This is a genomic window from Streptomyces sp. NPDC006368, assembly GCF_040612535.1.
In the GTDB taxonomy this organism is placed as follows: Bacteria; Actinomycetota; Actinomycetes; order Streptomycetales; family Streptomycetaceae; genus Streptomyces.
The window spans coordinates 82,984-102,668 of the sequence record NZ_JBEXQK010000016.1; the positions used below are offsets into that span (position 1 = coordinate 82,984).

The 19,685-nt window shown below is 74.4% G+C and carries 17 protein-coding genes and 2 pseudogenes; 7 read left to right on the forward strand and 12 right to left on the reverse strand.

Features of this window, described 5'->3' with window-relative positions:
- The first annotated feature begins 69 nt into the window (after nt 1–69).
- Nucleotides 70–492 (forward strand): YjbQ family protein, encoded by a 423-nt coding sequence (locus ABZZ38_RS15080; protein ID WP_356739567.1) that lies wholly within the window; start codon nt 70–72, stop codon nt 490–492.
- A gap of 119 nt (nt 493–611) precedes the next feature.
- Here the strand turns inward: ABZZ38_RS15080 and ABZZ38_RS15085 are convergent.
- Nucleotides 612–1,430: pseudogene (locus ABZZ38_RS15085) on the reverse strand (isocitrate lyase/PEP mutase family protein); the annotation flags it as partial.
- 209 nt (nt 1,431–1,639) lie between these two features.
- On the opposite strand from ABZZ38_RS15085, the gene ABZZ38_RS15090 reads away from it, so the two are divergent.
- Nucleotides 1,640–2,506 carry a PhzF family phenazine biosynthesis isomerase gene (locus tag ABZZ38_RS15090; protein ID WP_356739569.1) on the forward strand — a complete coding sequence of 289 codons (867 nt, stop codon included), beginning with the start codon at nt 1,640–1,642 and terminating at the stop codon, nt 2,504–2,506.
- Between the two features lie 56 nt (nt 2,507–2,562).
- On the opposite strand, the pseudogene ABZZ38_RS15095 reads toward ABZZ38_RS15090, so the two are convergent.
- Nucleotides 2,563–2,882 (reverse strand): annotated as a pseudogene (locus tag ABZZ38_RS15095) (NAD(P)-dependent oxidoreductase); the annotation flags it as partial.
- Between the two features lie 173 nt (nt 2,883–3,055).
- On the opposite strand from ABZZ38_RS15095, the gene ABZZ38_RS15100 reads away from it, so the two are divergent.
- Nucleotides 3,056–4,342: a bifunctional GNAT family N-acetyltransferase/ATP-binding protein gene (locus tag ABZZ38_RS15100; protein ID WP_356739571.1), complete on the forward strand. Its 1,287-nt coding sequence runs from the start codon at nt 3,056–3,058 to the stop codon at nt 4,340–4,342.
- Nucleotides 4,343–4,403: 61 nt separating this feature from the next.
- Here the strand turns inward: ABZZ38_RS15100 and ABZZ38_RS15105 are convergent, their stop codons facing one another.
- The 3 genes from ABZZ38_RS15105 to ABZZ38_RS15115 all read right to left on the reverse strand — a co-directional run bounded on the left by ABZZ38_RS15105 (nt 4,404) and on the right by ABZZ38_RS15115 (nt 6,340).
- Complete coding sequence (locus ABZZ38_RS15105; protein ID WP_356739573.1) at nt 4,404–5,096, reverse strand: HAD family phosphatase; 693 nt, start codon at nt 5,094–5,096, stop codon at nt 4,404–4,406.
- 37 nt (nt 5,097–5,133) lie between these two features.
- A complete protein-coding gene (locus ABZZ38_RS15110) occupies nt 5,134–5,616 on the reverse strand; it encodes an Lrp/AsnC family transcriptional regulator (RefSeq protein WP_356739575.1) in 483 nt (160 codons plus the stop codon).
- Between the two features lie 313 nt (nt 5,617–5,929).
- Nucleotides 5,930–6,340, reverse strand: a complete 411-nt coding sequence (locus ABZZ38_RS15115) for a four-helix bundle copper-binding protein (RefSeq protein ID WP_356739577.1) — start codon at nt 6,338–6,340, stop codon at nt 5,930–5,932.
- 248 nt (nt 6,341–6,588) lie between these two features.
- Between ABZZ38_RS15115 and ABZZ38_RS15120 the strand changes: the two genes are divergently transcribed.
- Nucleotides 6,589–8,001 carry an RtcB family protein gene (locus ABZZ38_RS15120; RefSeq protein WP_356739579.1) on the forward strand — a complete coding sequence of 471 codons (1,413 nt, stop codon included), beginning with the start codon at nt 6,589–6,591 and terminating at the stop codon, nt 7,999–8,001.
- Nucleotides 8,002–8,420: 419 nt separating this feature from the next.
- On the opposite strand, the gene ABZZ38_RS15125 is transcribed toward ABZZ38_RS15120, so the two are convergent.
- Nucleotides 8,421–8,876, reverse strand: a complete 456-nt coding sequence (locus ABZZ38_RS15125; RefSeq protein ID WP_356739581.1) for an archease — start codon at nt 8,874–8,876, stop codon at nt 8,421–8,423.
- 375 nt (nt 8,877–9,251) lie between these two features.
- On the opposite strand from ABZZ38_RS15125, the gene ABZZ38_RS15130 reads away from it, so the two are divergent.
- Both ABZZ38_RS15130 and ABZZ38_RS15135 read left to right on the forward strand, forming a co-directional pair.
- The gene (locus ABZZ38_RS15130) at nt 9,252–10,772 is read left to right on the forward strand and encodes an FUSC family protein (RefSeq protein WP_356739583.1); all 1,521 of its coding nucleotides are present in this window, start codon (nt 9,252–9,254) and stop codon (nt 10,770–10,772) included.
- Nucleotides 10,773–10,882: 110 nt separating this feature from the next.
- Entirely contained in the window at nt 10,883–11,938 is a 1,056-nt protein-coding gene (locus ABZZ38_RS15135; protein ID WP_356739585.1) for a lactonase family protein, read from the forward strand.
- Between the two features lie 533 nt (nt 11,939–12,471).
- On the opposite strand, the gene ABZZ38_RS15140 is transcribed toward ABZZ38_RS15135, so the two are convergent.
- The 5 genes from ABZZ38_RS15140 to ABZZ38_RS15160 form a co-directional block, all read right to left on the reverse strand.
- Nucleotides 12,472–13,392: a hypothetical protein gene (locus tag ABZZ38_RS15140; RefSeq protein WP_356739587.1), complete on the reverse strand. Its 921-nt coding sequence runs from the start codon at nt 13,390–13,392 to the stop codon at nt 12,472–12,474.
- Nucleotides 13,393–13,480: 88 nt separating this feature from the next.
- Entirely contained in the window at nt 13,481–14,548 is a 1,068-nt protein-coding gene (locus tag ABZZ38_RS15145; RefSeq protein ID WP_356739589.1) for a BadF/BadG/BcrA/BcrD ATPase family protein, read from the reverse strand.
- Nucleotides 14,545–15,222, reverse strand: coding sequence for a uracil-DNA glycosylase (locus tag ABZZ38_RS15150; RefSeq protein ID WP_356739591.1), 678 nt, complete (start codon nt 15,220–15,222; stop codon nt 14,545–14,547). Before ABZZ38_RS15150 ends, ABZZ38_RS15145 begins: the two co-directional genes overlap by 4 nt.
- Nucleotides 15,223–15,295: 73 nt before the next feature.
- Nucleotides 15,296–16,381, reverse strand: a complete 1,086-nt coding sequence (locus ABZZ38_RS15155; RefSeq protein ID WP_356739593.1) for an exo-alpha-sialidase — start codon at nt 16,379–16,381, stop codon at nt 15,296–15,298.
- Between the two features lie 101 nt (nt 16,382–16,482).
- Complete coding sequence (locus tag ABZZ38_RS15160) at nt 16,483–17,565, reverse strand: NADH:flavin oxidoreductase/NADH oxidase (protein WP_356739595.1); 1,083 nt, start codon at nt 17,563–17,565, stop codon at nt 16,483–16,485.
- Between the two features lie 136 nt (nt 17,566–17,701).
- Here ABZZ38_RS15160 and ABZZ38_RS15165 point away from each other — a divergent pair, with 136 nt between their 5' ends.
- Nucleotides 17,702–18,049, forward strand: coding sequence for a helix-turn-helix transcriptional regulator (locus tag ABZZ38_RS15165; RefSeq protein ID WP_356739597.1), 348 nt, complete (start codon nt 17,702–17,704; stop codon nt 18,047–18,049).
- Nucleotides 18,050–18,263: 214 nt separating this feature from the next.
- Here the strand turns inward: ABZZ38_RS15165 and ABZZ38_RS15170 are convergent, their stop codons facing one another.
- Nucleotides 18,264–19,652, reverse strand: coding sequence for an FAD-dependent oxidoreductase (locus ABZZ38_RS15170; protein WP_356739599.1), 1,389 nt, complete (start codon nt 19,650–19,652; stop codon nt 18,264–18,266).
- Nucleotides 19,653–19,685 lie beyond the last annotated feature (33 nt).

Consider the following 19,685-nt stretch of genomic DNA (forward strand, 5'->3'; position numbering starts at 1 on the left):
CGTCCACGGCGCCGCCCCTGACACGCCGACTCCCGCGGCGGAACCCGACACGGTGCCACCATGGGGGGCATGAGCGACGCATTCACCACCCGTACGCTGCGGATCACCACCGGGAACAGGGAGGTGGTCCACGATCTGACCGGCGCGTGCGCCTCGTTCCTGCGCGAGGCGGCGGCGGGACGGGACGGCCTGCTGAACGTCTTCACGCCCCACGCGACGACCGGCGTGGCCATCCTGGAGACCGGCTCCGGCAGCGACGACGACCTGCTGGCCGCCCTGCACACCCTGCTCCCGGCCGACGACCGCTGGCAGCACCGCCACGGCAGCCCCGGCCACGGCCGTGACCACGTCCTGCCCGCACTGGTGCCACCGCACGCGACGATCCCCGTCGTGGGCGGTGAGATGGCGCTGGGCACCTGGCAGTCGGTGTGCGTGGTCGACACGAACAAGGACAACCCCGAGCGCCAGGTCCGGCTGAGCTTCCTGGGCTGACCCGGGCCGCTCCCCGGAGCGCCGTACCGCCCGTGCGTGGTGGCCGACGCGGTCGGCTCACCCGTCCGCGACCGGGCTGGCCCCGGTGGGGGCGGCCGGCGTGGCGGGCCGCCCCGTGGGGCCAGGTTGAGCTCCAGCAGGTGCGTGGACTCCCGTACGCCCGCCGTCCCCGACGCGGGCAGCCGGCCGTCCGCCGCCCGCAGGTCGGTGAGCGCCTTGTCGATCGCCTCGTGCGCCGCGAACAGGCACGGTGTGCTGTAGATCGCCACATCGACGCCGAGCTCGGTGAGTTCGGCCAGGGAGAGCGCGGGGGACTTGCCCCCCGCGATCTGGTTGAACAGCAGGGGGGTCGTCCCGACCGCGTCGCGGATCCGCCGGATCGCCGCCGTGTCCCGCACACCGTCCACCAGCACGACGTCCGCGCCGCTCGCCGCGAGCGCGCTCGCCCGCCGCAACATCCCGGCGTCCTCCACGGCGTCCGTGCGCGCCACCACGACCATGTCACGCCTGCTGTCCAGCACCCGGTGCAGCTTGTCCAGGTACGTGTCCAGCGGCAGGATCTCCTTGCCGTCCGCGTGCCCGCAGCGACGCGGCCGTTTCTGGTCCTCCAGGACGACCCCGGACGCCCCCGCGGCCTCCAGGCGCCGCACCACATGGCAGGCCACCTCCGGATCGGCGTAGCCGTCGTCGATGTCCACCAGCAGATGGTGACCGGGAAACGCGGGCCGCAGCCGTTCGACGAACGCGACCATGTCCGGCCAGGCGATGAACCCGATGTCCGGCAGGCCGTAGTAGGAGGCGGCGAAGCCGAATCCGGAGACGAACATCCCGTCGTAGTGGCGCGCCGTGAGCGACGCCGAGTACATGTCGTAGATCCCGATCAACGGTGTCGTCCCCGGCTTCGCGACGGCCTCGCGCAGCCTCCGCCCGTACTCCATCGCCCCTCCGTGGGAACGCGACGGCAGCGGATGGTCCGCTGCTCCCTGTGGTCCGGCGGCAAGGGTCGCAGCAGGCCCGGCACGCGACAAAACACCGCTCACCCATTGGGGTCAGCGCCTGGCGGCCGTCCCCCGCCCCCCGGGTCCGAACAGACCGCGCGGCCCGGAACGACCGGGAACAAGGACGGGCCCGCGCGAGTTCCGAGACCATGACGACGAAGCCCGACATCCTGCGCTACACCGCCTTCTCCGACGACCCGGCGGGCGGTAACCCCGCCGGGGTGGTCCTCGACGCCTCCGGGGTCGGCGACGCCGACATGCTCGCCATCGCCGCCGGCCTCGGATACAGCGAGACGGCGTTTCTGACCCCGCCGCCCGCCGGGCTGGGCGGGGAGCCGGGAAGGGCGTTCACCATCCGCTACTTCAGCCCCAAGGCCGAGGTGCCCTTCTGCGGGCACGCCACCGTGGCCACGGCCGTCGCGCTGGGCGAACGCCTGGGCCCCGGGGACCTGGTCTTCGCCACGCCCGTCGGGGCGGTGCCGGTGACCGTGACCGAGGAGGGCGGATCGTCGCGGGCCACGCTCACCACCGTCGAGCCGCACACCGAGGACATCGCCGACGCGGACCTCACCGAGGCGCTGGCCGCACTGAACTGGCCCGCCACGGACCTGGACCCGGCCCTGCCGCCCCGGATCGCCTACGCGGGCGCCCGCCACCTGGTGCTCGGCGCCGCGACCCGTGAACGGCTGGCGGACCTGGCGTACGACTTCCCCCGACTCGAAGCCCTCATGCGCCGGCTGGACCTGACCACCGTGCAACTGGTGTGGCGAGCCTCGGAGTTCGTCTTCCACGTGCGTGACCCGTTCCCGGTGGGCGGCGTGGTCGAGGACCCGGCGACCGGCGCGGCGGCGGGTGCCTTCGGCGCGTACGCCCGTGAACAGGGCCTGGTCGGTGAGGACGCGACCCTCACCCTCCACCAGGGCGAGGACATGGGCCGGCCGGGGGTGCTGACCGTCGGACTCCGCGCGGGCGACCGCCGGATCCGGGTGACGGGCACGGCGACCCGGATCGTCTGACATCCGCGCGGGGGCCAGGGCCCGGCCCCGGCGTCGTCGCCCCTGACCCCGTCCGGTCACGACACGACGTCGTGCGACGGCTTTCCGGCCAGGTGGTCGGCGAAGTCCCGGACGGCAGCGAGGGCGATGCGCGCCGGCGTCTCGCGGGTACGCCCGCGACGCGCGGGGACAGGACGACGTTCGGTGCCCTCAGCAGCCACAGGGCGGCCGTCGGCGGTTCGGGGTCGAACACGTCGCCCCCGGCTCCCGCGAGGGCACCCGACGTGAGGGCGTCCACGAGCGTCCGCGAGGGCGGTCCCGGTCGATGAGCGCCCCCGCGTGCCGCGAGCGCCCCGCGCGCCGCGTTGACGACGAAGTCCGTTGGGATCCTGGCGACCGTGACCGGTCCCGTCCACTGTGCCGCGCACCTCGCCCGCGGGGGCGGACCGGTCACTTCGCCAACCGACGGAACGTCGTAGTCGGCGTCCCGGCCTTGTGCACTGCGGCACAGGCCCGGCCACGCGGCCGCCCCTAGCCTCACCGCAACATCACCAACGAGGGGCGGAACCGGTGAACTGGCTCATCCACGACTACCGTGAGAGCGATCTCGCGGCGGTCGTCCACCTGATCGACACCACGGCCGAGCTCGGACAGGAGTCCGTCTTCTCGCTCGCCGAGTGCATCGGCGCGCTGACCTCCCGCCAGCCGGCCGTCGTCGCCGTTCACCAGGGCGTACCCATCGGCGCAGCCCTCGCGTGCGTGGCCGGGGAACGCGCCTGGGTGATGCGCATCGCCATCGCGTCGGCCTGGCGCGGACGAGGTCTGGCCAGCGCCCTGCTCGTCGAGCTGGAGCGGCGACTCCTCGCCGCCAGGGTCGGCCGGATCGCGTACGTCCTGCCGGAGGAGGACCTGTTCGGCGAGGGCCTGATCAACGCCGGATACACCCGACGGCCCGCCGTGGCGTACTTCGAGAAGGTGGAGCCGCTGCACGGCCCGGCGGCCAACCTGCTGGAGGACCTGGGCGGGCGGTTCCTGCCGGCCGACCTGTGGGCCAAGGTCGCGGGCATGGAGGCGGAGAAGGACCTGATCGAGCGGCGTGTCGTGCTGCCGCTCGCCGAGCCGGAGCGGGCCGCGCGCCACGGCGTGCGACCGCCGCGGGCCATCACCCTGTTCGGGCCGCCGGGAACCGGGAAGACGACGTTCGCGCGGGGCATCGCCTCCCGGCTGGGCTGGCCGTTCGTGGAGCTGCTGCCGTCCCGGCTGGCCGACGAGGGCAATCTGGCGGCGGCGCTGCGCAGCGCGTTCGCGAGGATCTCCGAGCTGGAGCGGGTGCTGGTCTTCATCGACGAGGTGGAGGAGATCGCTCCCGTACGCACCGAACCGGCGCAGCCCGGCGGGATGCACGGCGTGACCAACGAACTGCTCAAGCTGATACCCCGCTTCCGGGAGGGCGACGAACGGCTGCTCGTGTGCGCGACCAACTCCATCCGGTCGCTGGACCCGGCGTTCCTGCGGCCGGGCCGGTTCGACTACCTGATCCCCATCGGTACGCCGGACAAGGAGGCGCGGGCGGCGATCTGGTCCCGGTACACGCAGGGCCGGTCGGACGTCGACGTGTCCATCCTGGTGGCGGCCAGCGAGCTGTTCACCCCCGCGGACATCGAGCACGCGGCGCGCATCGCCGCCCAGGCCGCCTTCGAGCGGGACCTGGCCGCCGTGGGCGGCGGAGCCGAGCCACGGGCGCCGGGCGCGAGCACCGACGACTACCTCGACGCCATCGCCCAGTGCCGTCCGACCGTGACACCACCGATGATCGACCAGTTCAGCGCGGACATCACGGCCCACGCCCGGCTCTGACCGGCTGCCCGGGGTACGCGGGGGACGCGGAGTGCGCGGCCGGGCGCGGACGTCCGTGCGGCTAGTGCGACGGCGACGTCACGAAGTCGTACGCGGCGCGCGCCGTGAACTCCACCTGTCCGCCGCGCAGCAGCAGGCCCGCCGTCAGGAACGCCGGGTCGTCGGCCGTCGACGGCACGTACGGTACGGCGACGCACCGCATCCCCGCCGCGTACGCCGCCGCCGCGCCGGGCGGCGCGTCCTCCAGGACCACGCAGTGCGCCGGCTCCACCCCGAGCCGGCGCGCCGCCTCCAGGAAGACGTCCGGCGCGGGCTTGCCCCGCTCCACCTCCTCGGCGGAGACGAGCGTCGTGAGGTAGGCGTCCAGGCCCGTCCCGTGGAGGACCGCCTCGATGGCGGCCCGGGACGAGCCCGACGCCACGGCCATCGGCACGCCCTCCCGGTGCAGCAGCTCGACGAACATCCGCATCTGCGGGAAAACCTCGGTCGCGGCCCGCGCCAGCTGCAGATAGTGCCGGTTCTTGGCGGCCAGCAGGTCGTCGACCGGCGCGGCCAGCGCGTACTCCTCCTTGAGGATCTCCAGCGTCTCGCGCGTCCCGATGCCGATGAAGTCGGTGTGGTGCTCCCAGCTGAAGTCCGTGACGCCGTGGCTCTCCAGCAGCCGGCGCCCGGCCTCGTAGTAGTTCGGCTCGCTGTCCACCAGCGTGCCGTCGAGATCGAATATGACGGCGGTGAGTGTCGTACTGCTGCTCATGAGCCCCAGCATGCCAAGCCGTCGCCCGTCCGGCCCGTCACCGCTGGGTGCGCGAGGCACGGCCCACCGACTCCACCAGCGGCAGGAGCCGGTGCGGTACCCGTTCGCGCAGCGCCATCTCCGTCCGCGTACGGACCACACCCGGGATCTGGATCAGCCGCTGGATGACGTCCTCCAGATGCCCGTTGTCCCGCGCCACGACCCGGGTCAGCAGGTCGCCCCCGCCGGTGATGGAGAACGCCTCGACGATCTCCGGCACGGCGGCGAGCGCGTCGCCCACCTCGTCCAGGTGCCCCTGCGTCACCTCGATGTGCACGAAGGCGAGCACGGGGTGTCCCAGCGCGGCGGGGGAGAGGAACGGGCCGGTGCCGGTGATCACCCCGTCCCGCTCCATCCGGTCCAGACGCGCCTGCAACGTGCCGCGCGCGATCCCGAGCATGCGCGCGTACTCGCGCACGCTGGTGCGCGGCTGCTCGATCAGCAGCCGCAGGATGCGGGTGTCGAGCTCATCCACTGCCATGTCGATCCCATTCCGGCCCGGTGATGCGGTCCGTGACAGTACCAATGGCCCGAGGGGGGTGGGGCGCGGCGGACCCGCCGGCGGCGGTGGCCGCTGACGCCCCCGGCGTGGGCATCACTCGTTCGAGGGACGGCCCATGGGCGTCCGACGGGACGGGACCTGATCCCTCTCCCGGGGGCCCGACCCCGTTCCGGATCCCGGACGCCGCCGTTCCCGGTCCGGACGCCGCCGTTCCGGGATCGGGATCCTGATCCGGCGCACCGGCGCACCGGCGCACCTGTGCACCGGCCCGTGGCTTCGGCGCGACGCGGGATCAGCCGAGCCCGGCGAGCAGGTCGTCGCACGCCTGCTCACAGCGGCGGCACGCCTCCGCGCACAGCCGGCAGTGCTCGTGCATGTCCGCATGGGACGAGCACTCGTCCGCGCAGGCCTTGCACACGGTGGCGCACGCCCGCACGATCGCTCGTGTGATGTTGGCGTCGTAGCCGGTGTGGCGTGAGAGGACCGACGCCGTGGCGGTGCAGATGTCGGCGCAGTCCATGTCGGTGCGGATGCACTTCGTGAGATCGCCGACCATGCCCTCGGACAGGCAGGCGTCCGCACAGGCGGTACACGCCTGGGCGCAGGCGATGCACTCCTCGATGCACCGGGTGATGGCCTCCCGGTCCACGCCGCCCAGGTCGGCCGGGTAGGTGTCGAGCATCTCCTTGACGGATGCGTTCACCGTTCCTCGCCTCCTCATGGTCCGCCCGTGGCCCGGCGGCCCTCGGCGGCCGCCCGGAGAGCCACTGGCGGCACGTTGACGGGTAGCACCGGCGGGGCGCGGCAAACGGCCGGAGCGGCGCATTCCGACATGGCGTCCCCCGGCCACGGGTACGCGAGGGGCGCACGGCGCTGCGGGAAGAAACGGCAGGAAGACGGGGAGAGCGGGGAGACCGGGGGGAGCGAGGAGAGATCGCGAAGGAGATCGCGATGGACATCACCGAGGAGCGCCCCTACCGCTTCCGCATCGAGCCACGGCGCGACATGCGGGTCCCGGGAGTGGTGTTCGCGACCCGGCGACTGCTGCGGGACGCCGAACAGTCGCTGGAACAGGTCGTCAATGTGGCGACCCTGCCCGGCATCGTCACCGCCTCGTACGCGATGCCGGACATTCACTGGGGTTACGGCTTCCCCATCGGCGGCGTGGCCGCGACCGACATCGACGACGGTGGCGTGGTCTCACCCGGCGGGGTCGGCTTCGACATCTCGTGCGGGGTACGGCTCCTGGCCGCCGACTGCGACCGCCGGGCGCTCCGGCCGGTGCTGCCCGCGCTGATGGACGGGCTGGGCCGGGTGGTGCCGCACGGCCCCGGCCGTGGAGCGGTCTGGCGGCTGAGCGGCACCGCGCAGCTGAAGCGGGTGCTGGAGGGCGGATCCCGGTACGCCGTCGAGGAGGGGCACGGCGAACCGCGCGACCTGCTGTGCTGCGAGGACCGCGGGGCGGTGCCCGACGCCGATGTGACACAGGTGAGCGAGCGCGCCCTGCAGCGCGGGCTCGAACAGGTCGGCAGCCTGGGCGGCGGCAATCACTTCCTGGAGGTGCAGGAGGTCGACGAGGTGTACGACGAGCCCGTCGCCACCGCATTCGGGCTGGCCCGCGGCCAGGTCTGCGTGATGATCCACTGCGGCTCCAGAGGGCTGGGGCACCAGGTGTGCAGCGACCATGTGCGGGCGATGGACAAGGCCATGCCGCGGTACGGCATCACCGTTCCCGACCGGCAGCTGGCCTGCGTCCCGGTCGAATCGCCGGAGGGCGCGGCGTACCTCGGGGCGATGGCGGCGGCGGCCAACTACGGGCGGGCCAACCGTCAGCTGCTGGGGGAGGCGGCCCGCCGGATCTTCCGCCGCGCGGCCGGCGCCCGGCTGACCCTGGTGTACGACGTGTCCCACAACCTGGCGAAGGTCGAGAGGCACCGCGTGGACGGCGCGACCCGCACGCTGTGCGTGCACCGCAAGGGCGCCACACTCGCACTGCCGCCCGGCCACCCCGGCCTGCCGCAGGACCTGCGGGAGGCGGGTCAGCCGGTGCTCATCCCCGGCACGATGGGTACGGCGTCGTACGTCCTGACCGGCGTGCCCGGCGGCGACGCGTTCCACTCCACCTGCCATGGGGCCGGCCGGGTGCTGAGCCGGCATGCGGCCCTGCGGGTGGTACGGGGTGAGGAACTGCGCTCCCGGCTGGAGGCGCGGGGGATCGCGGTGCGCGGCGCGTCCGGGCGCGGCCTGGCCGAGGAGGCGCCGGAGGCGTACAAGGACGTGTCGGAGGTGGTCGAGGCCAGTGAGGGCGCGGGACTGTGCCGCAAGGTGGTGCGCCTGGTCCCGCTGGGCGTGGTCAAGGGGTAGCCCGTTGTGCGAGGGCGAGGGCGAGGGCGAGGGCGAGGGCGAGGGCGGGGGCGGGGGCGGGGTCGGCGGCTGCGCCGCTCCTGTGCGGGGCACCCGGCCGTCGACCGGCGCTGCCGCGGGACCCGGTGCGACGCTTGCCGTGAGGCCGGCCGGCCCGGGGGCTTGCTGCGAGGCCCGGGCTCGGGGCCGCAGTGGGGACGGTCGGGGTTGCGGGCCCAGGCGCGGCCTCGGGCTTGCCGGTGGAGCCCGGCTTGGCGCCGGCCGCGAGGCACGCCCCGTGCTTGCCGAGAGTCCCCGGCGCTGGTCATGGAACCTCGCTCGGTGCCTGACGTGAGGCCGCTCCCGCGCCTGCCGTACCGCCCGGCTCCGGCGCTTGGCCGTGGCGCCGCACCCCGCGTCCCCCGGCGGCGGCGCCCGCCTCACACGTCGACCGTCACCCCGCACGACCAGCCGTACGGGCCCGGGGCCAGATGGAGATCGCTCCACGAGACGGCCTTCGGCGCCGCGCCGATGATGGGGACCGTCGCAAGATCGACCACCGCCAGCCGCACCTCCAGCCCCTCGTCGGTCGTCTCCGCCTCGATGTCCACGGGCACTTCGCCGTGCACCTCCAGCCGGAAGATGACCTCATCCAGCAGCGCGGCCAGCAGATCGTCGTCGTCGGTCTCCGCCACCCGGACCCGGCGCATGGCGACGGGCCGTACACCGGTGACGTCCGCGAAGCACTCCACCATCCCCAGCACCGCTTCCGCCAGGCACAACTCCCGGTTCCCGCCCCACGCCTCGATCCGCACGTCCGCCGTGTGCGGGACGGTCCGGTGTCCGCTGCCGCCGGGCCCGCGCGCCTGCCCGTCACCATCCGTGTCGCCGATCATGCCGACCACCTGCCCGTGTCACCTCTCATTGAACCGGACATACGACGCTATTCCTCCGTCATGGCGTCATGGCGTCATGGCCTCATGGCTTCGTGACTTCATGGCTCCGAGGCTGCACGGCTCCACGCGCCCGTGACGGCCGAATGGACGGGCATGCCCCGTCCTCCGCCGCACACGATGGCCCGTTGGCCTCACACCGGCAACGGTTCCTCGCGACATGGTGTGCCAATGGCTCAGTGAATCAACGGCCACTTGAGCCAACGGGCACCACAGTGGTGTGATGGTCCCGTCGATGGCGCTGCGGATTCCGCGGCGCCTTTTTCATGTCAAGAGCGACGCGCATACGACACGCATACAAGGAAGGGGCGGGAAGCGGTGCTGAAGAGGATGTTCGTGGTTCCGGATCCGGGGCGGCTGCGACTGCGCAGCGCCGTCCGGGCCGTCCTCGGCATCAGTCTGGCGGTGACCGTGTGCGGTCTCGCGGGGCACACCCTCCCCGCGGTCATCACCGGCGGGCTCGCCGCGCTCCTGGCGCTCTTCACGGTCACCGACGCGACCGTGCCCCGCCAGGCGGTCACCACGGCACTGCTGCCCGCCGTCGGCTTCCCGGTGCTCGCGCTCGCGGCCGGACTGCACGGCCATCCGCTCCTGCGCGACCTGGCCTTCGTCGCCGTCGCGGGCGGCGCCGTGTACGTACGCCGCTGGGGAGCGCGGGGCCACGCGCTGGGTGTCTTCGCGTTCATGATGTTCTTCGTGTGCCAGTTCCTGCGAACGGCGCCGGAGCAGCTCCCGGAGGTCTACTCCGCCGTCGCCCTCGCCCTGCTCGCCTCCTCGGCCGTCCGGTTCGGCGCCTGGTGCTACGAGCGGCGGCTGCCACCCCCCGCCGTACCGGCCCTCCCGGGCGGGACCGGCCTCGCGCGAACCACCACACGCCAGGCGGTCCAGGCCGTCTTCGCCGCGGCCTTCGCCCTCGTGGCCGGCCAGTTCCTGTCCGGGGAGCGCTGGTACTGGGCCGTCGGTGCCACGTGGTGGATCTTCGTGAACACCTCCTCGCGCGGCGAGACCCTGGTGCGCGGCTTCCGGCGGATCCTCGGCACCCTCATCGGGATCGCCGTCAGCCTCTTCGTCGCCGTACCACTGCACGGCGCGACAGCGCCCACCGCCGCCCTCGTCGCGCTCTGCGTCTTCGGCATCTTCTACACCGCCCCGGTCTCGTACACCTGGATGATGCTGGCCGTCACGGTGATGGTCGGGCTGCTGTACGGGCTCCTCGGGGTACTGGAGCCCGGCCTGCTCGCCCTGCGCCTCGCAGAGACCGGCGTGGGAGCGCTCGGGGCGACGCTGGCCGTCCTGTTCGTGCTGCCCGTCACCACCCACGCCACGACGGACGCCTGGATCGAACGCGCCCTGCACTGCGTGCACGGCTGCACCACCTCCGCCGCGCGCCGCCTCGCGGGTGACCCGGACGCCGACCCCGCACCGCTCGCCGCCGAACTGGAGGTCCTGCTCGGCCGCGCCCGGCTGTCCCTGGCGCCCCTGGTGCACCCGCTCAGCCCGCTGCGCGCCCGCAAGGCCCGCGCCCGGCGGGTGCTGGCCCTGCTGGACGACTGCGCCCGCGAGGTGCGCGGGCTCGCCTCCGTCGCCGCCGACCCGGACGCCTCGCACGACGCCCGGCTGGCCGCCGCCTGCTGGCGCGTGGAGATCGCCCTCCACGCGCTCGTGGCGCCCGGCACCGCCCCGGCGACCGCCCCGGAACCCGCCGCGGCGGCGGACGCCCCGCACCACCACCCCCTCACCGAGGCCGCGCTGCACCACCTCCACGGGCTGGAGAAGGTCCTCGTCGCCCTCGCGGTACCGCTGCGGAGCTCTCCCCGGGCCCCACTCGTCCGCTCCTGATCACCCCTCACCTCCCCTGGTCCGTACCTGCTAGCGTCGGACCGGCACGGGCCCGGACCGGCACGGGCCCGGGCGGGCACGGGCCGGGCGGGACGGAGAGGGGCGGCGCGATGACGTACGCAGCGGGGGCACGGGGCCGCAGGGCATTCATCGGGTCGTTCACCTCGGCCGGAGGCCACGGGGTCGTCGCGGCCGACGTCGACCCGGGTACGGGCGCGCTGACCGTCACCGGGGCCGCCGGCGACGTCGCGGACCCGTCCTTCCTGGCGCCCGCGCCCGGGGGCGCCGTGCTCCTCGCGGTCTCCGAGACGGAGGAGGGCGCCGTCGCCGCCTTCGACATCCGGGGCGCCGCCCCGCGCCTCCTGGGGGACCCCGTCGCGGTACGCGGCGCCGGCCCCACGCACCTGGCGCTCGCCGGCGGTCACGTGGTCACCGCCAACTACGGCTCCGGCAGCGTCAGCGCCCTGCCCCTCCGCGCGGACGGCAGGCCGGACGCCGCGCCGGTCGTGCTCCGGCACGAGGGCTCAGGGCCCGACCCGGAGCGGCAGAGCGGCCCCCACGCCCACCAGGTGGTGCCCGACCCCACCGGTCGCCGCCTGCTCGCCGTGGACCTCGGCACCGACTCCGTGTACGTGTACGCGCTCGACGCCCCGGGCGGTGACGCACCGGTACCGCACGGCCGGACCGCGCTGCCACCGGGTACCGGGCCGCGCCATCTGGCCTTCCACCCGGCCGGGAGCCACGCGTACGTGCTGGGCGAGCTGGAGCCGACGATCACCGTCTGCCGCTGGGACGCGGACACGGGCGTCCTCGCACCGGTCGGGGGCACCCGGGCCGTGCCCGCCGGCGCGGTGACCCCCAGCTACCCGTCCGGGATCGCCGTGTCGCCCGACGGGCGCTTCCTGTGGGCCGCGGTGCGCGGGGACGACAGCATCGCCGTCCTGGCCCTCGACGACACCCGCGAGAAGCCCGCGCTGGTCACCACGGTGCCCTGCGGCGGCCACTGGCCCCGGGACCTGACGCTGGACCCCGAGGGACGGCGCCTGTACGTGGCGAACGAGCGCTCCGGCGACGTCACCTGGTTCGACCTCGACCCGACGACGGGCATCCCGAGGCGCGCCGGCATGCTTCCGTGCCCCGCGGCGTCCTGCGTGGTCTTCGCCTGACGGACCGCGCCACCGGCCACGGGCGTCGGGCGTCGGGCGTACGGCGCACGGGCCGCAGACCTGCGGGAACGGTCGGCGGCGGTACGGGCACGGCACGTCGGCCGTTTCGGAACGGCGCGGCGGATGGTGCGGACAGCGGTCGGGCCCGGACAGCGATGAGCCGGACGCGGCGCGCGGACCGCAGGCCGGGCACGGACGAGGGCGGCCCGCGACGGACGTCCGCCCGGCGCGCGGGCGGCCGTCGCGGAGCGCAGACACCCCGAGCGAGGCCCCCGCCCGGCGCGCGGGCGGCCCAGGCGGCGAGCGACACCCGGTTACGGCCAACGGCCGGGCCGGGGCCGGACGAGAGGTCGGATGCGGGCCCGATCGGAGCCCGACGGGAGGTCGGGTGCGGGTCCGGTGGGAGCCGGACGAGAGGTCGGGTGCGGGTCCGGTGGGAGCCCGTGCGAGCCCGGCGCACGCCGATCCCCCGATACCACCAAGGGCCCGCACCGGTCACGAACCGGTGCGGGCCCTTCGTACGGCGGGAGAGGTCAGTGGACCGGCGCCCCCTGCGGCTGCGGGGCGAGGCCCAGCGCCGTCGAGTACTGCGAGAGCACCAGCTTGCCGACCGCCGGGTAGGCGCCCAGCGGCTCGGCCACGGGGCACTCCGCCGACCGCGCGGCCTCCTCCAGCAGCCCCTCGGCCAGCTCGGGGCCGATCAGATACGGCGCGAGGGCCAGCTGCTGCGAGCCGGAGCCGCGCAGCTGCTCGGCGACCGCGGCCACCGAACCCTCCTGGTCCAGGGCGGCGGCGATCACCGGCACGGCGAGCCGCGCGGCCAGCAGCATGCCGGTGATACCGGCGGCCTGCACGGCCTCCTCACCGCCGACCGTCGCCAGGACGATGCCGTCGGCCGCCGTGGCGACCGTGAACAGCCGCGCCCGGTCGGCGCGGGCCAGCCCGGCCTCGGAGAGCCGGACGTGCACGGCCTCGGCGAGCAGCGGGTGCGGGCCGAGCACATCGGTCAGCTCGGCGGGCGCGCCGCTGTTCGCGACGGCCTCACGTATGCGGCTCATCAGGGCGTGGTCGGGGCCGGCCATCAGCGGCACCACCACGGCGGCCGGGCCCTCGGGCTCGGCGACCTCACGGCCGGCGGCCCGGGCCAGCTCGTACCGCTCGACGCGCAGCGTGGCGGCCTGCTTCACCACACCGGGGAGCGTGGGGTACTCGGCGTCATCACCCTCGACGAAGCCGATCGCGGCCTCCAGGCCGGGCAGCTCGGAACGGGCGATGCTCACGACCTCTTCGGCCAGACCGCGCACAGCGGCGGAAGGGGTGCCGGGAACGGCGAGAACGAGCGCGGGCGCGCCCTCGGGCGCCGCCACGGGTTCAGGGCGACGGTGCCGCCCTGACTGGCGGGGTCGCGGCATTCGTACAGGCAGGCCGGAAGCGGGCCCAGTGGGGGAGCTCATGCCGCCGCATGCTACTGGCTTTACCTGCTCCAATGCTTGGGGAGGGGGTAGTCGGAGACCCTCTGTCCGACTATGTCCGATCCGTGGTCTACAGGTGAGTTGTATCGAGCATGCCCGGCTCGCGCGGCAGCCGGAGTCTGTCCGTGGCGAGTGCCGCGGCGACGCTCAGCGCGCCGGCGAGCGGATCCCCGGCGGCGGGCACCCGCCGTGCGCGCGGAAGTTGCTCCGCCAGCTCTGCCCGCAGGGGTACGAGGAGGGGGTCGCCCAGCTTGAACAGCCCGCCCGTCATGGCGACTTCGACGGCGTCGCCGGGCGGGCAGACGGCTGCCGCCGCCTCGGCGATGTGCAGTGCGGCCCGCGCGAGGACATCGGCCGCCACGGGGTCGCCGTCCGCCGCGCACCGGGCCACCTCGGGCGCGAACGAGGCGAGGACGGCGGCCCGGTCGGCGCGCGGGTAGAGCCGCCCCGGCAGCGCCGGCGGGGGCCCGAACACGGCCTCCACGCGCGCCAGGAGCGCGGCCGAGCCGCCCGGCCGCCCGTCGTGCGCGCGCAGCGCCGCCTCCAGCCCGGCGCGGCCGATCCAGGCGCCGCTGCCGCAGTCGCCCAGCAGATGCCCCCAGCCGTCCGCGCGCCGCCAGGACGCCAGGTCCGTGCCGAGCGCGATCATGCCGGTGCCCGCGGCGACCACCGCACCCGGCCGCTGCCCGAGCGCCCCGGCGTACGCGGTGACCGCGTCGGCCGCCAGCGCGAGCCGGTCGGCGCCCAGCGAACGCCGCAGCGCCGCGGGCAGGTTGGCCCGCAGCTCGTCCCCGAGCGTCGCCATCCCCGCGGCTCCCACCGCCACGGCTCCGATCGTGACGGCGCCCGACCGGCCTGCCCCGGCCCGTGCCAGCAGTTCCTCGGCGGCGGGCACGATCCGCTCCAGCAGATGCCCGGCATCGAGGCCCCGGGGTCCGGTCCGCACCGGCTCCTCGAACGCCACGCTGTCGACGAGGCGCACGCCGCCCGTGCCGGCGCCGCCCGTGTCGACCCTGCCGGTCCCGGCGTGCCCGGCCGGGGCCCCGAGCGCCACCCGCAGCCCCGACCCTCCGGAGTCGACGCCCAGCACCCACACGTCACCGGCGACCGGGGACGGGAACGCCGGGCCGGGCGTCACGGCAGGCGCCAGTCGACGGGCTGGGCGCCCTGCTGGAGCAGCAGTTCATTCGTGCGGCTGAACGGGCGCGAGCCGAAGAAGCCACGGTCGGCGGACATCGGCGACGGGTGGGCCGACTCGATCGCGGGGAGCGTGCCGAGCAGCGGACGCAGATTGCGTGCGTCGCGCCCCCACAGGACGGAGACGAGCGGCTTGCCGCGTGCCGTGAGCGCCTTGATGGCCTGCTCGGTCACCTCCTCCCATCCCTTGCCGCGGTGCCCGCCCGGTTTGCGGGGCGCCGTGGTCAGCGCCCTGTTGAGCAGCAGGACGCCCTGCCGGGTCCAGGGCGTGAGGTCCCCGTTCGACGGCCGGGGGAGCCCGAGGTCGGTGTGCAGTTCGCGGAAGATGTTCTCCAGGCTGCCGGGCAGGGGCCGCACCTCGGGCGCGACCGAGAAGCTCAGCCCCACCGCGTGTCCCGGGGTGGGGTACGGATCCTGTCCGACGATCAGGACACGCACCTCGTCGAACGGCTGCTGGAAGGCGCGCAGGACGTTCGCCCCGGCTGGTAGGTACGTACGCCCCGCGGCGATCTCCCCTCGGAGGAAGTCGCCCATCGCGGCGATGCGTTCGGCCACCGGTGCGAGGGCTTCCGCCCACCCCGGCTCGACGATTTCTTTCAACGGTCGTGCTGCCACGGGCGTCACTCTACTGGCGCAAGGAGCCCGCATCTCGCGCCCAGCCGGTCACGTCCGTCCCTCGCGCCGTCCCTCACCCGATGGCGGCCGCCCGCACGCACAACACGTCCGGCAGATGGGAGGCGAGCAACTGCCAGGTGTCGCCCTCGTCGGCGCTCGCGTACAGCTCGCCGTTCCGGTTGCCGAAGTAGACGCCCGCCGGGTCCGCGTCGTCCGCGCACATCGCGTCCCGCAGCACGGTGCCGTAGTGGTCGCCGTCCGGCAGGCCCGCCGACAGGGGCTCCCACGTCCCGCCGGCGTCACTCGTACGGTAGACGCGGCACCGGTGGTCGGCCGGCACCCGGTCCGCGTCGGCGGTGATCGGGAAGACGTACGCCACATCCGCCCGGTGCGGGTGGGCCACGGCCGCGAATCCGAAGTCGGAGGGGAGACCCCCGCCGATGTCGGTCCACTTGGCGCCGCCGTCGTCGCTGCGGTACACACCCCAGTGGTTCTGCAGGTAGAGCCGGTCCGGATCACCGGCGTCCTGCGCGATCTTGTGGACGCACTGCCCGAACTTCGGGTGGGGGTCGGGCAGGAAGACGGCCGACACCCCGTCGTTCGAAGGGGACCAGGTCGCGCCGCCGTCCCGGGTCCGGAAGACCCCGGCCGCCGACACCGCGACCGTCACGACGTCCGGATCCCGTGGGTCCGTGACGACCGTGTGCACCGCCTCGCCGCCCCCGCCCGGCATCCACTGCGACCGGGTCGGGTGCTCCCACAGCGGTCGCACCAGCTCGAAGCTCTCACCGTCGTCCGTGGAACGGAAGAGCGCGGCGGGCTCCGTGCCCGCGTACACCACGCCGGGCGCGGCCGGGCCGGCCGGGTGCAGCTGCCACACGCGCTCCAGCGAAGCCCCGGTGTCCTGCGGGAACCTGACGGCGGGTTTCACCGGCTCGTTCCACGTCGCGCCGAGGTCGTCGGAGTGGAAGACCGACGGCCCCCAGTGCGAGCTGTCCCCGCCCACCAGCAGGCGGGGCGTGGTCCGGCGCGTGTCGATCGCGGTGGAGTACACGGCCTGCGCGTTGAAATGCGGGCCGTCGAACTCCCATCGGCCGCCGCGCCTGCGGCCGATGAAGAGCCCTTTGCGTGTACCTACGGTCAGCAGTACGTCGGTCATGGCCGACACCTCCAGGACGCCGTTGTCGCGGATACGGGCCAGTGTGCACCCACCCGCTGACAGTGGCCCTCGGCGCCGCGTTCCCGCAGGTCACAGCCGTGTCAGACCGAAAGGAAGTACTGGTCCGGCACCGGGACGTCGACGCCGAGCTCGCGCGCCGCCCGGCGCGCCCACGACGGGTCGCGCAGCAGCTCGCGGCCGAGCAGGACCGCGTCCGCCTCGCCGTTGCCGACGATCTTCTCCGCCTGCCGCGGCTCGGTGATCAGACCCACCGCGGCCACCGGCAGCCCCGTCTCCGCCCTCACCCGCGCCGCGAACGGCACCTGGTAGCCGGGGCCGACGGGGATGCGGACGCGGGGGACGTTGCCGCCGGTGGAGACGTCCAGCAGGTCCACGCCGTGTTCCGCCAGGAGCGCGGCGAAGCGAACCGTCTCGTCGGCCGTCCAGCCCGCCTCCCCCTCCAGCCAGTCGGTGGCCGAGATCCGGAAGAACAGCGGCAGCTCGTCGGGCCACACCTCCCGTACCGCGTCGACGACCTCCAGGGCGAAGCGCGTACGGTTCTCGAAGGAGCCGCCGTACTCGTCGGCGCGGTGGTTGCTGTGCGGGGAGAGGAACTCGCCGATCAGGTAACCGTGCGCGCCGTGCACCTCCACGACCTGGAACCCCGCGTCGAGCGCGCGGCGGGCGGCATCGGCGAACTCCCCGACGATCTCGCGGATCCGGTCGTGCGTCAGCTCGTCCGGCACGGGGTGCCCCTCGTCGAACGGCACCGGGCTCGGGGCGACGGGCTGCCAGCCGTGCCCGTCGGCTCCGACCGGACGACCGCCCTTCCACGGCCGGTCGGTCGAGGCCTTCCGGCCGGCGTGGGCGATCTGGATGCCCGGGACGGTGCCCCGCTCCTTGAGGAAGGCCGCGATCCGGCGCAGCGCCTCGACCTGGGTGTCGTTCCAGATGCCGAGGTCGTACGGGCTGATCCGGCCCTCGGGGGAGACCGCGGTCGCCTCCACCAGGATCAGGCCGGTGCCGCCGGTGGCACGGGCGGCGTAGTGGGCGAAGTGCCAGTCGTTCGCGACGCCCGCGTTCGGGCCGAACGCCTCGGCGCTGTACTGGCACATCGGCGCCATCCAGACGCGGTTGGGGATGGTCAGCGATCGCAGGGTTCGGGGCTCGAACAGCGCACTCACGGCGGACTCCATTCGGTGCGGGGCACGGTGGGTCTCGTACGGTTGGGACAGCTCGTACGATAGCCCTCTTAGTACGGTGGATGTCAAACTAAGATGACTCTCGTACAATGAGGGTCCCCGATCATCTGGAGCCGCCGTGACCTCCGCGACCAGCCCGCGCGAGCTCGCCCACCCCACGCGCGACGAGATCCGTCTGGAGGAGGTGCTCCACGCGCTCTCGGACCCGATGCGGCTGCGCGTCGTACGCAAGCTGGCGGACGCGGGGGAGGAAGTGGCCTGCGCGCACGTGGAGTTGCCGGTCACCAAGTCGACCCAGACCCACCACTTCCGCGTGCTGCGCGAAAGCGGTGTGATCCGTCAGGCCTACCGCGGCACGGCCAAGATGAACGACCTTCGCCGCGATGACCTGGAGGCCCTCTTCCCCGGCCTGCTGGACGCGATCCTGTCCGCCGCGCGGCGGTCCGCCGGGGCGACGACCGCGTAGCCCGCGCGACGACCGTCCAGCCCGCGCGGCCGGCCGCGCCGTCGCCCCGGGCCGCCCGGGGTGAGGCCCGTCCGGAGCGCGTCGCCAGGCGACGCGCTCCCCGGGGCCGGGACGTGCGGCCGCTTCGGGCGTTCGAGCCTTGGGTGACCGGCTTCCCGCACGGCCGGGCGCCCCTCGGGCCGGCGGCCTCGCCGTGCGAACGGGCGGGTGCGGGTCAGGCGGACTCCGCGGCCCTCAGGAGGCCCGGCCAGTCGGCGATCTTGACCGGGCCGCGGCCAAGAGTGCGGCCGAGGGTGGCTTCGGCCTGTTCGATCGAGAGCCAGCCCGGCCACTCGACCGGGCGGTGACCCCAGGCGCGCAGCGTCACGAGCGGGTCGTCGGCCACCGGGCGGCGCGCCAGCAGCGGGGCGTCGTCCAGCAGGGAAGTGGCCGTTTCCTTGGCGCAGGGGCGGTTGGTGCCGATCACGCCGGTCGGGCCCCGCTTGATCCAGCCCGCGACGTACTCACCCGGCGACGGAGCCCCGTCCCGCAGTACCCGGCCGGCCGCGTGCGGCACCGTGCCGCGAGCGGGGTCGAACGGCAGGCCCGCCAGGGGCACCCCGCGGTACCCCACCGCCCGCAGCACCAGCTGGGCCTCGATGTCCTCGTACGCGCCGGTGCCCCGGACGCCGCCCGAGCCGTCCGGGACGGTGCGTTCGAAACGTACCCCTGCCACCCTGCCGTCGCGCTCCAGGACCTCCGCCGGGCGCAGGAAGAAACGGACCCGGATGATCCGGCTCCGCCCGTCCCCGGCCGCGGCGTCCGCATCCGGCGCCGCCTCCCGCAGCGCCCCCTCGGCCCACGCGCGCACCACCTCCACGTTGCGCCGGTTGACCGCCGGCAACCCCGCCGGGTCCGCGTACGCCGGGTCCAGGGCCAGGTCCGCGGGCTCCACCTCCACCCGCGCCCGGGGCATCGCCCCCAGCTCACGCAGCTCCTTCGTGGTGAACTTGGCCTGCGACGGGCCGCGCCTGCCCACCATGTGCACCGTGCGCACCCGGCTCGCCGCCAGCGCGCCCAGCGCCGCCTGCGGCACATCGGTGGGGTGCAGCTCCTCCGGGCCCCGGGCCAGGATCCGCGCCACGTCGACGGCCACGTTGCCCACGCCGATCACCACCGCCGACCGGGCGGCCCCCAGGGTGACGCCGAAGCCGTTCTCCACGGCGTCCGGGTGGGCGCTGTACCAGGAGACGAAGTCCGTGGCCGACCAGCTGCCCGGCAGGTCCTCGCCCGGTACCCCGAGCCTGCGGTCCCGCGCGGCGCCCACGCAGTACACGACCGCGTGGTACAGCTCCAGGAGCCGCTCCGGCGTCAGGCCGTTCGCGCCGATCTCGACGTTGCCGACGAAGCCGATCCGCTCGTGCTCCAGGACGGTCCGGAGATTGTTCTGCAGGGACTTGATCTTCTCGTGGTCCGGCGCCACGCCGTACCGTACGAGCCCGTACGGGCAGGGCAGCCGGTCCAGGACATGGACCCGGACGTCCGGCACCCGGGTCTGCTCCACCAGCGACTGGGCGGTGTAGACCCCGCTGGGCCCGGAACCGACGACGGCGACACGAAGCACGGCTGCGCTCCTTCCCGCAGGGAATTCCAGGAT

Coding starts and splice junctions, on each gene's coding strand:
- ABZZ38_RS15135 (WP_356739585.1), top strand. CDS start 10,883: ATGACGTACGCAGCGGGGGCACGGGGCCGCAGGGCATTCATCGGGTCG.
- ABZZ38_RS15155 (WP_356739593.1), bottom strand. CDS start 16,381: ATGACCGACGTACTGCTGACCGTAGGTACACGCAAAGGGCTCTTCATC.
- ABZZ38_RS15120 (WP_356739579.1), top strand. CDS start 6,589: ATGGACATCACCGAGGAGCGCCCCTACCGCTTCCGCATCGAGCCACGG.
- ABZZ38_RS15090 (WP_356739569.1), top strand. CDS start 1,640: ATGACGACGAAGCCCGACATCCTGCGCTACACCGCCTTCTCCGACGAC.
- ABZZ38_RS15105 (WP_356739573.1), bottom strand. CDS start 5,096: ATGAGCAGCAGTACGACACTCACCGCCGTCATATTCGATCTCGACGGC.
- ABZZ38_RS15080 (WP_356739567.1), top strand. CDS start 70: ATGAGCGACGCATTCACCACCCGTACGCTGCGGATCACCACCGGGAAC.
- ABZZ38_RS15140 (WP_356739587.1), bottom strand. CDS start 13,392: ATGAGCTCCCCCACTGGGCCCGCTTCCGGCCTGCCTGTACGAATGCCG.
- ABZZ38_RS15125 (WP_356739581.1), bottom strand. CDS start 8,876: ATGATCGGCGACACGGATGGTGACGGGCAGGCGCGCGGGCCCGGCGGC.
- ABZZ38_RS15110 (WP_356739575.1), bottom strand. CDS start 5,616: ATGGCAGTGGATGAGCTCGACACCCGCATCCTGCGGCTGCTGATCGAG.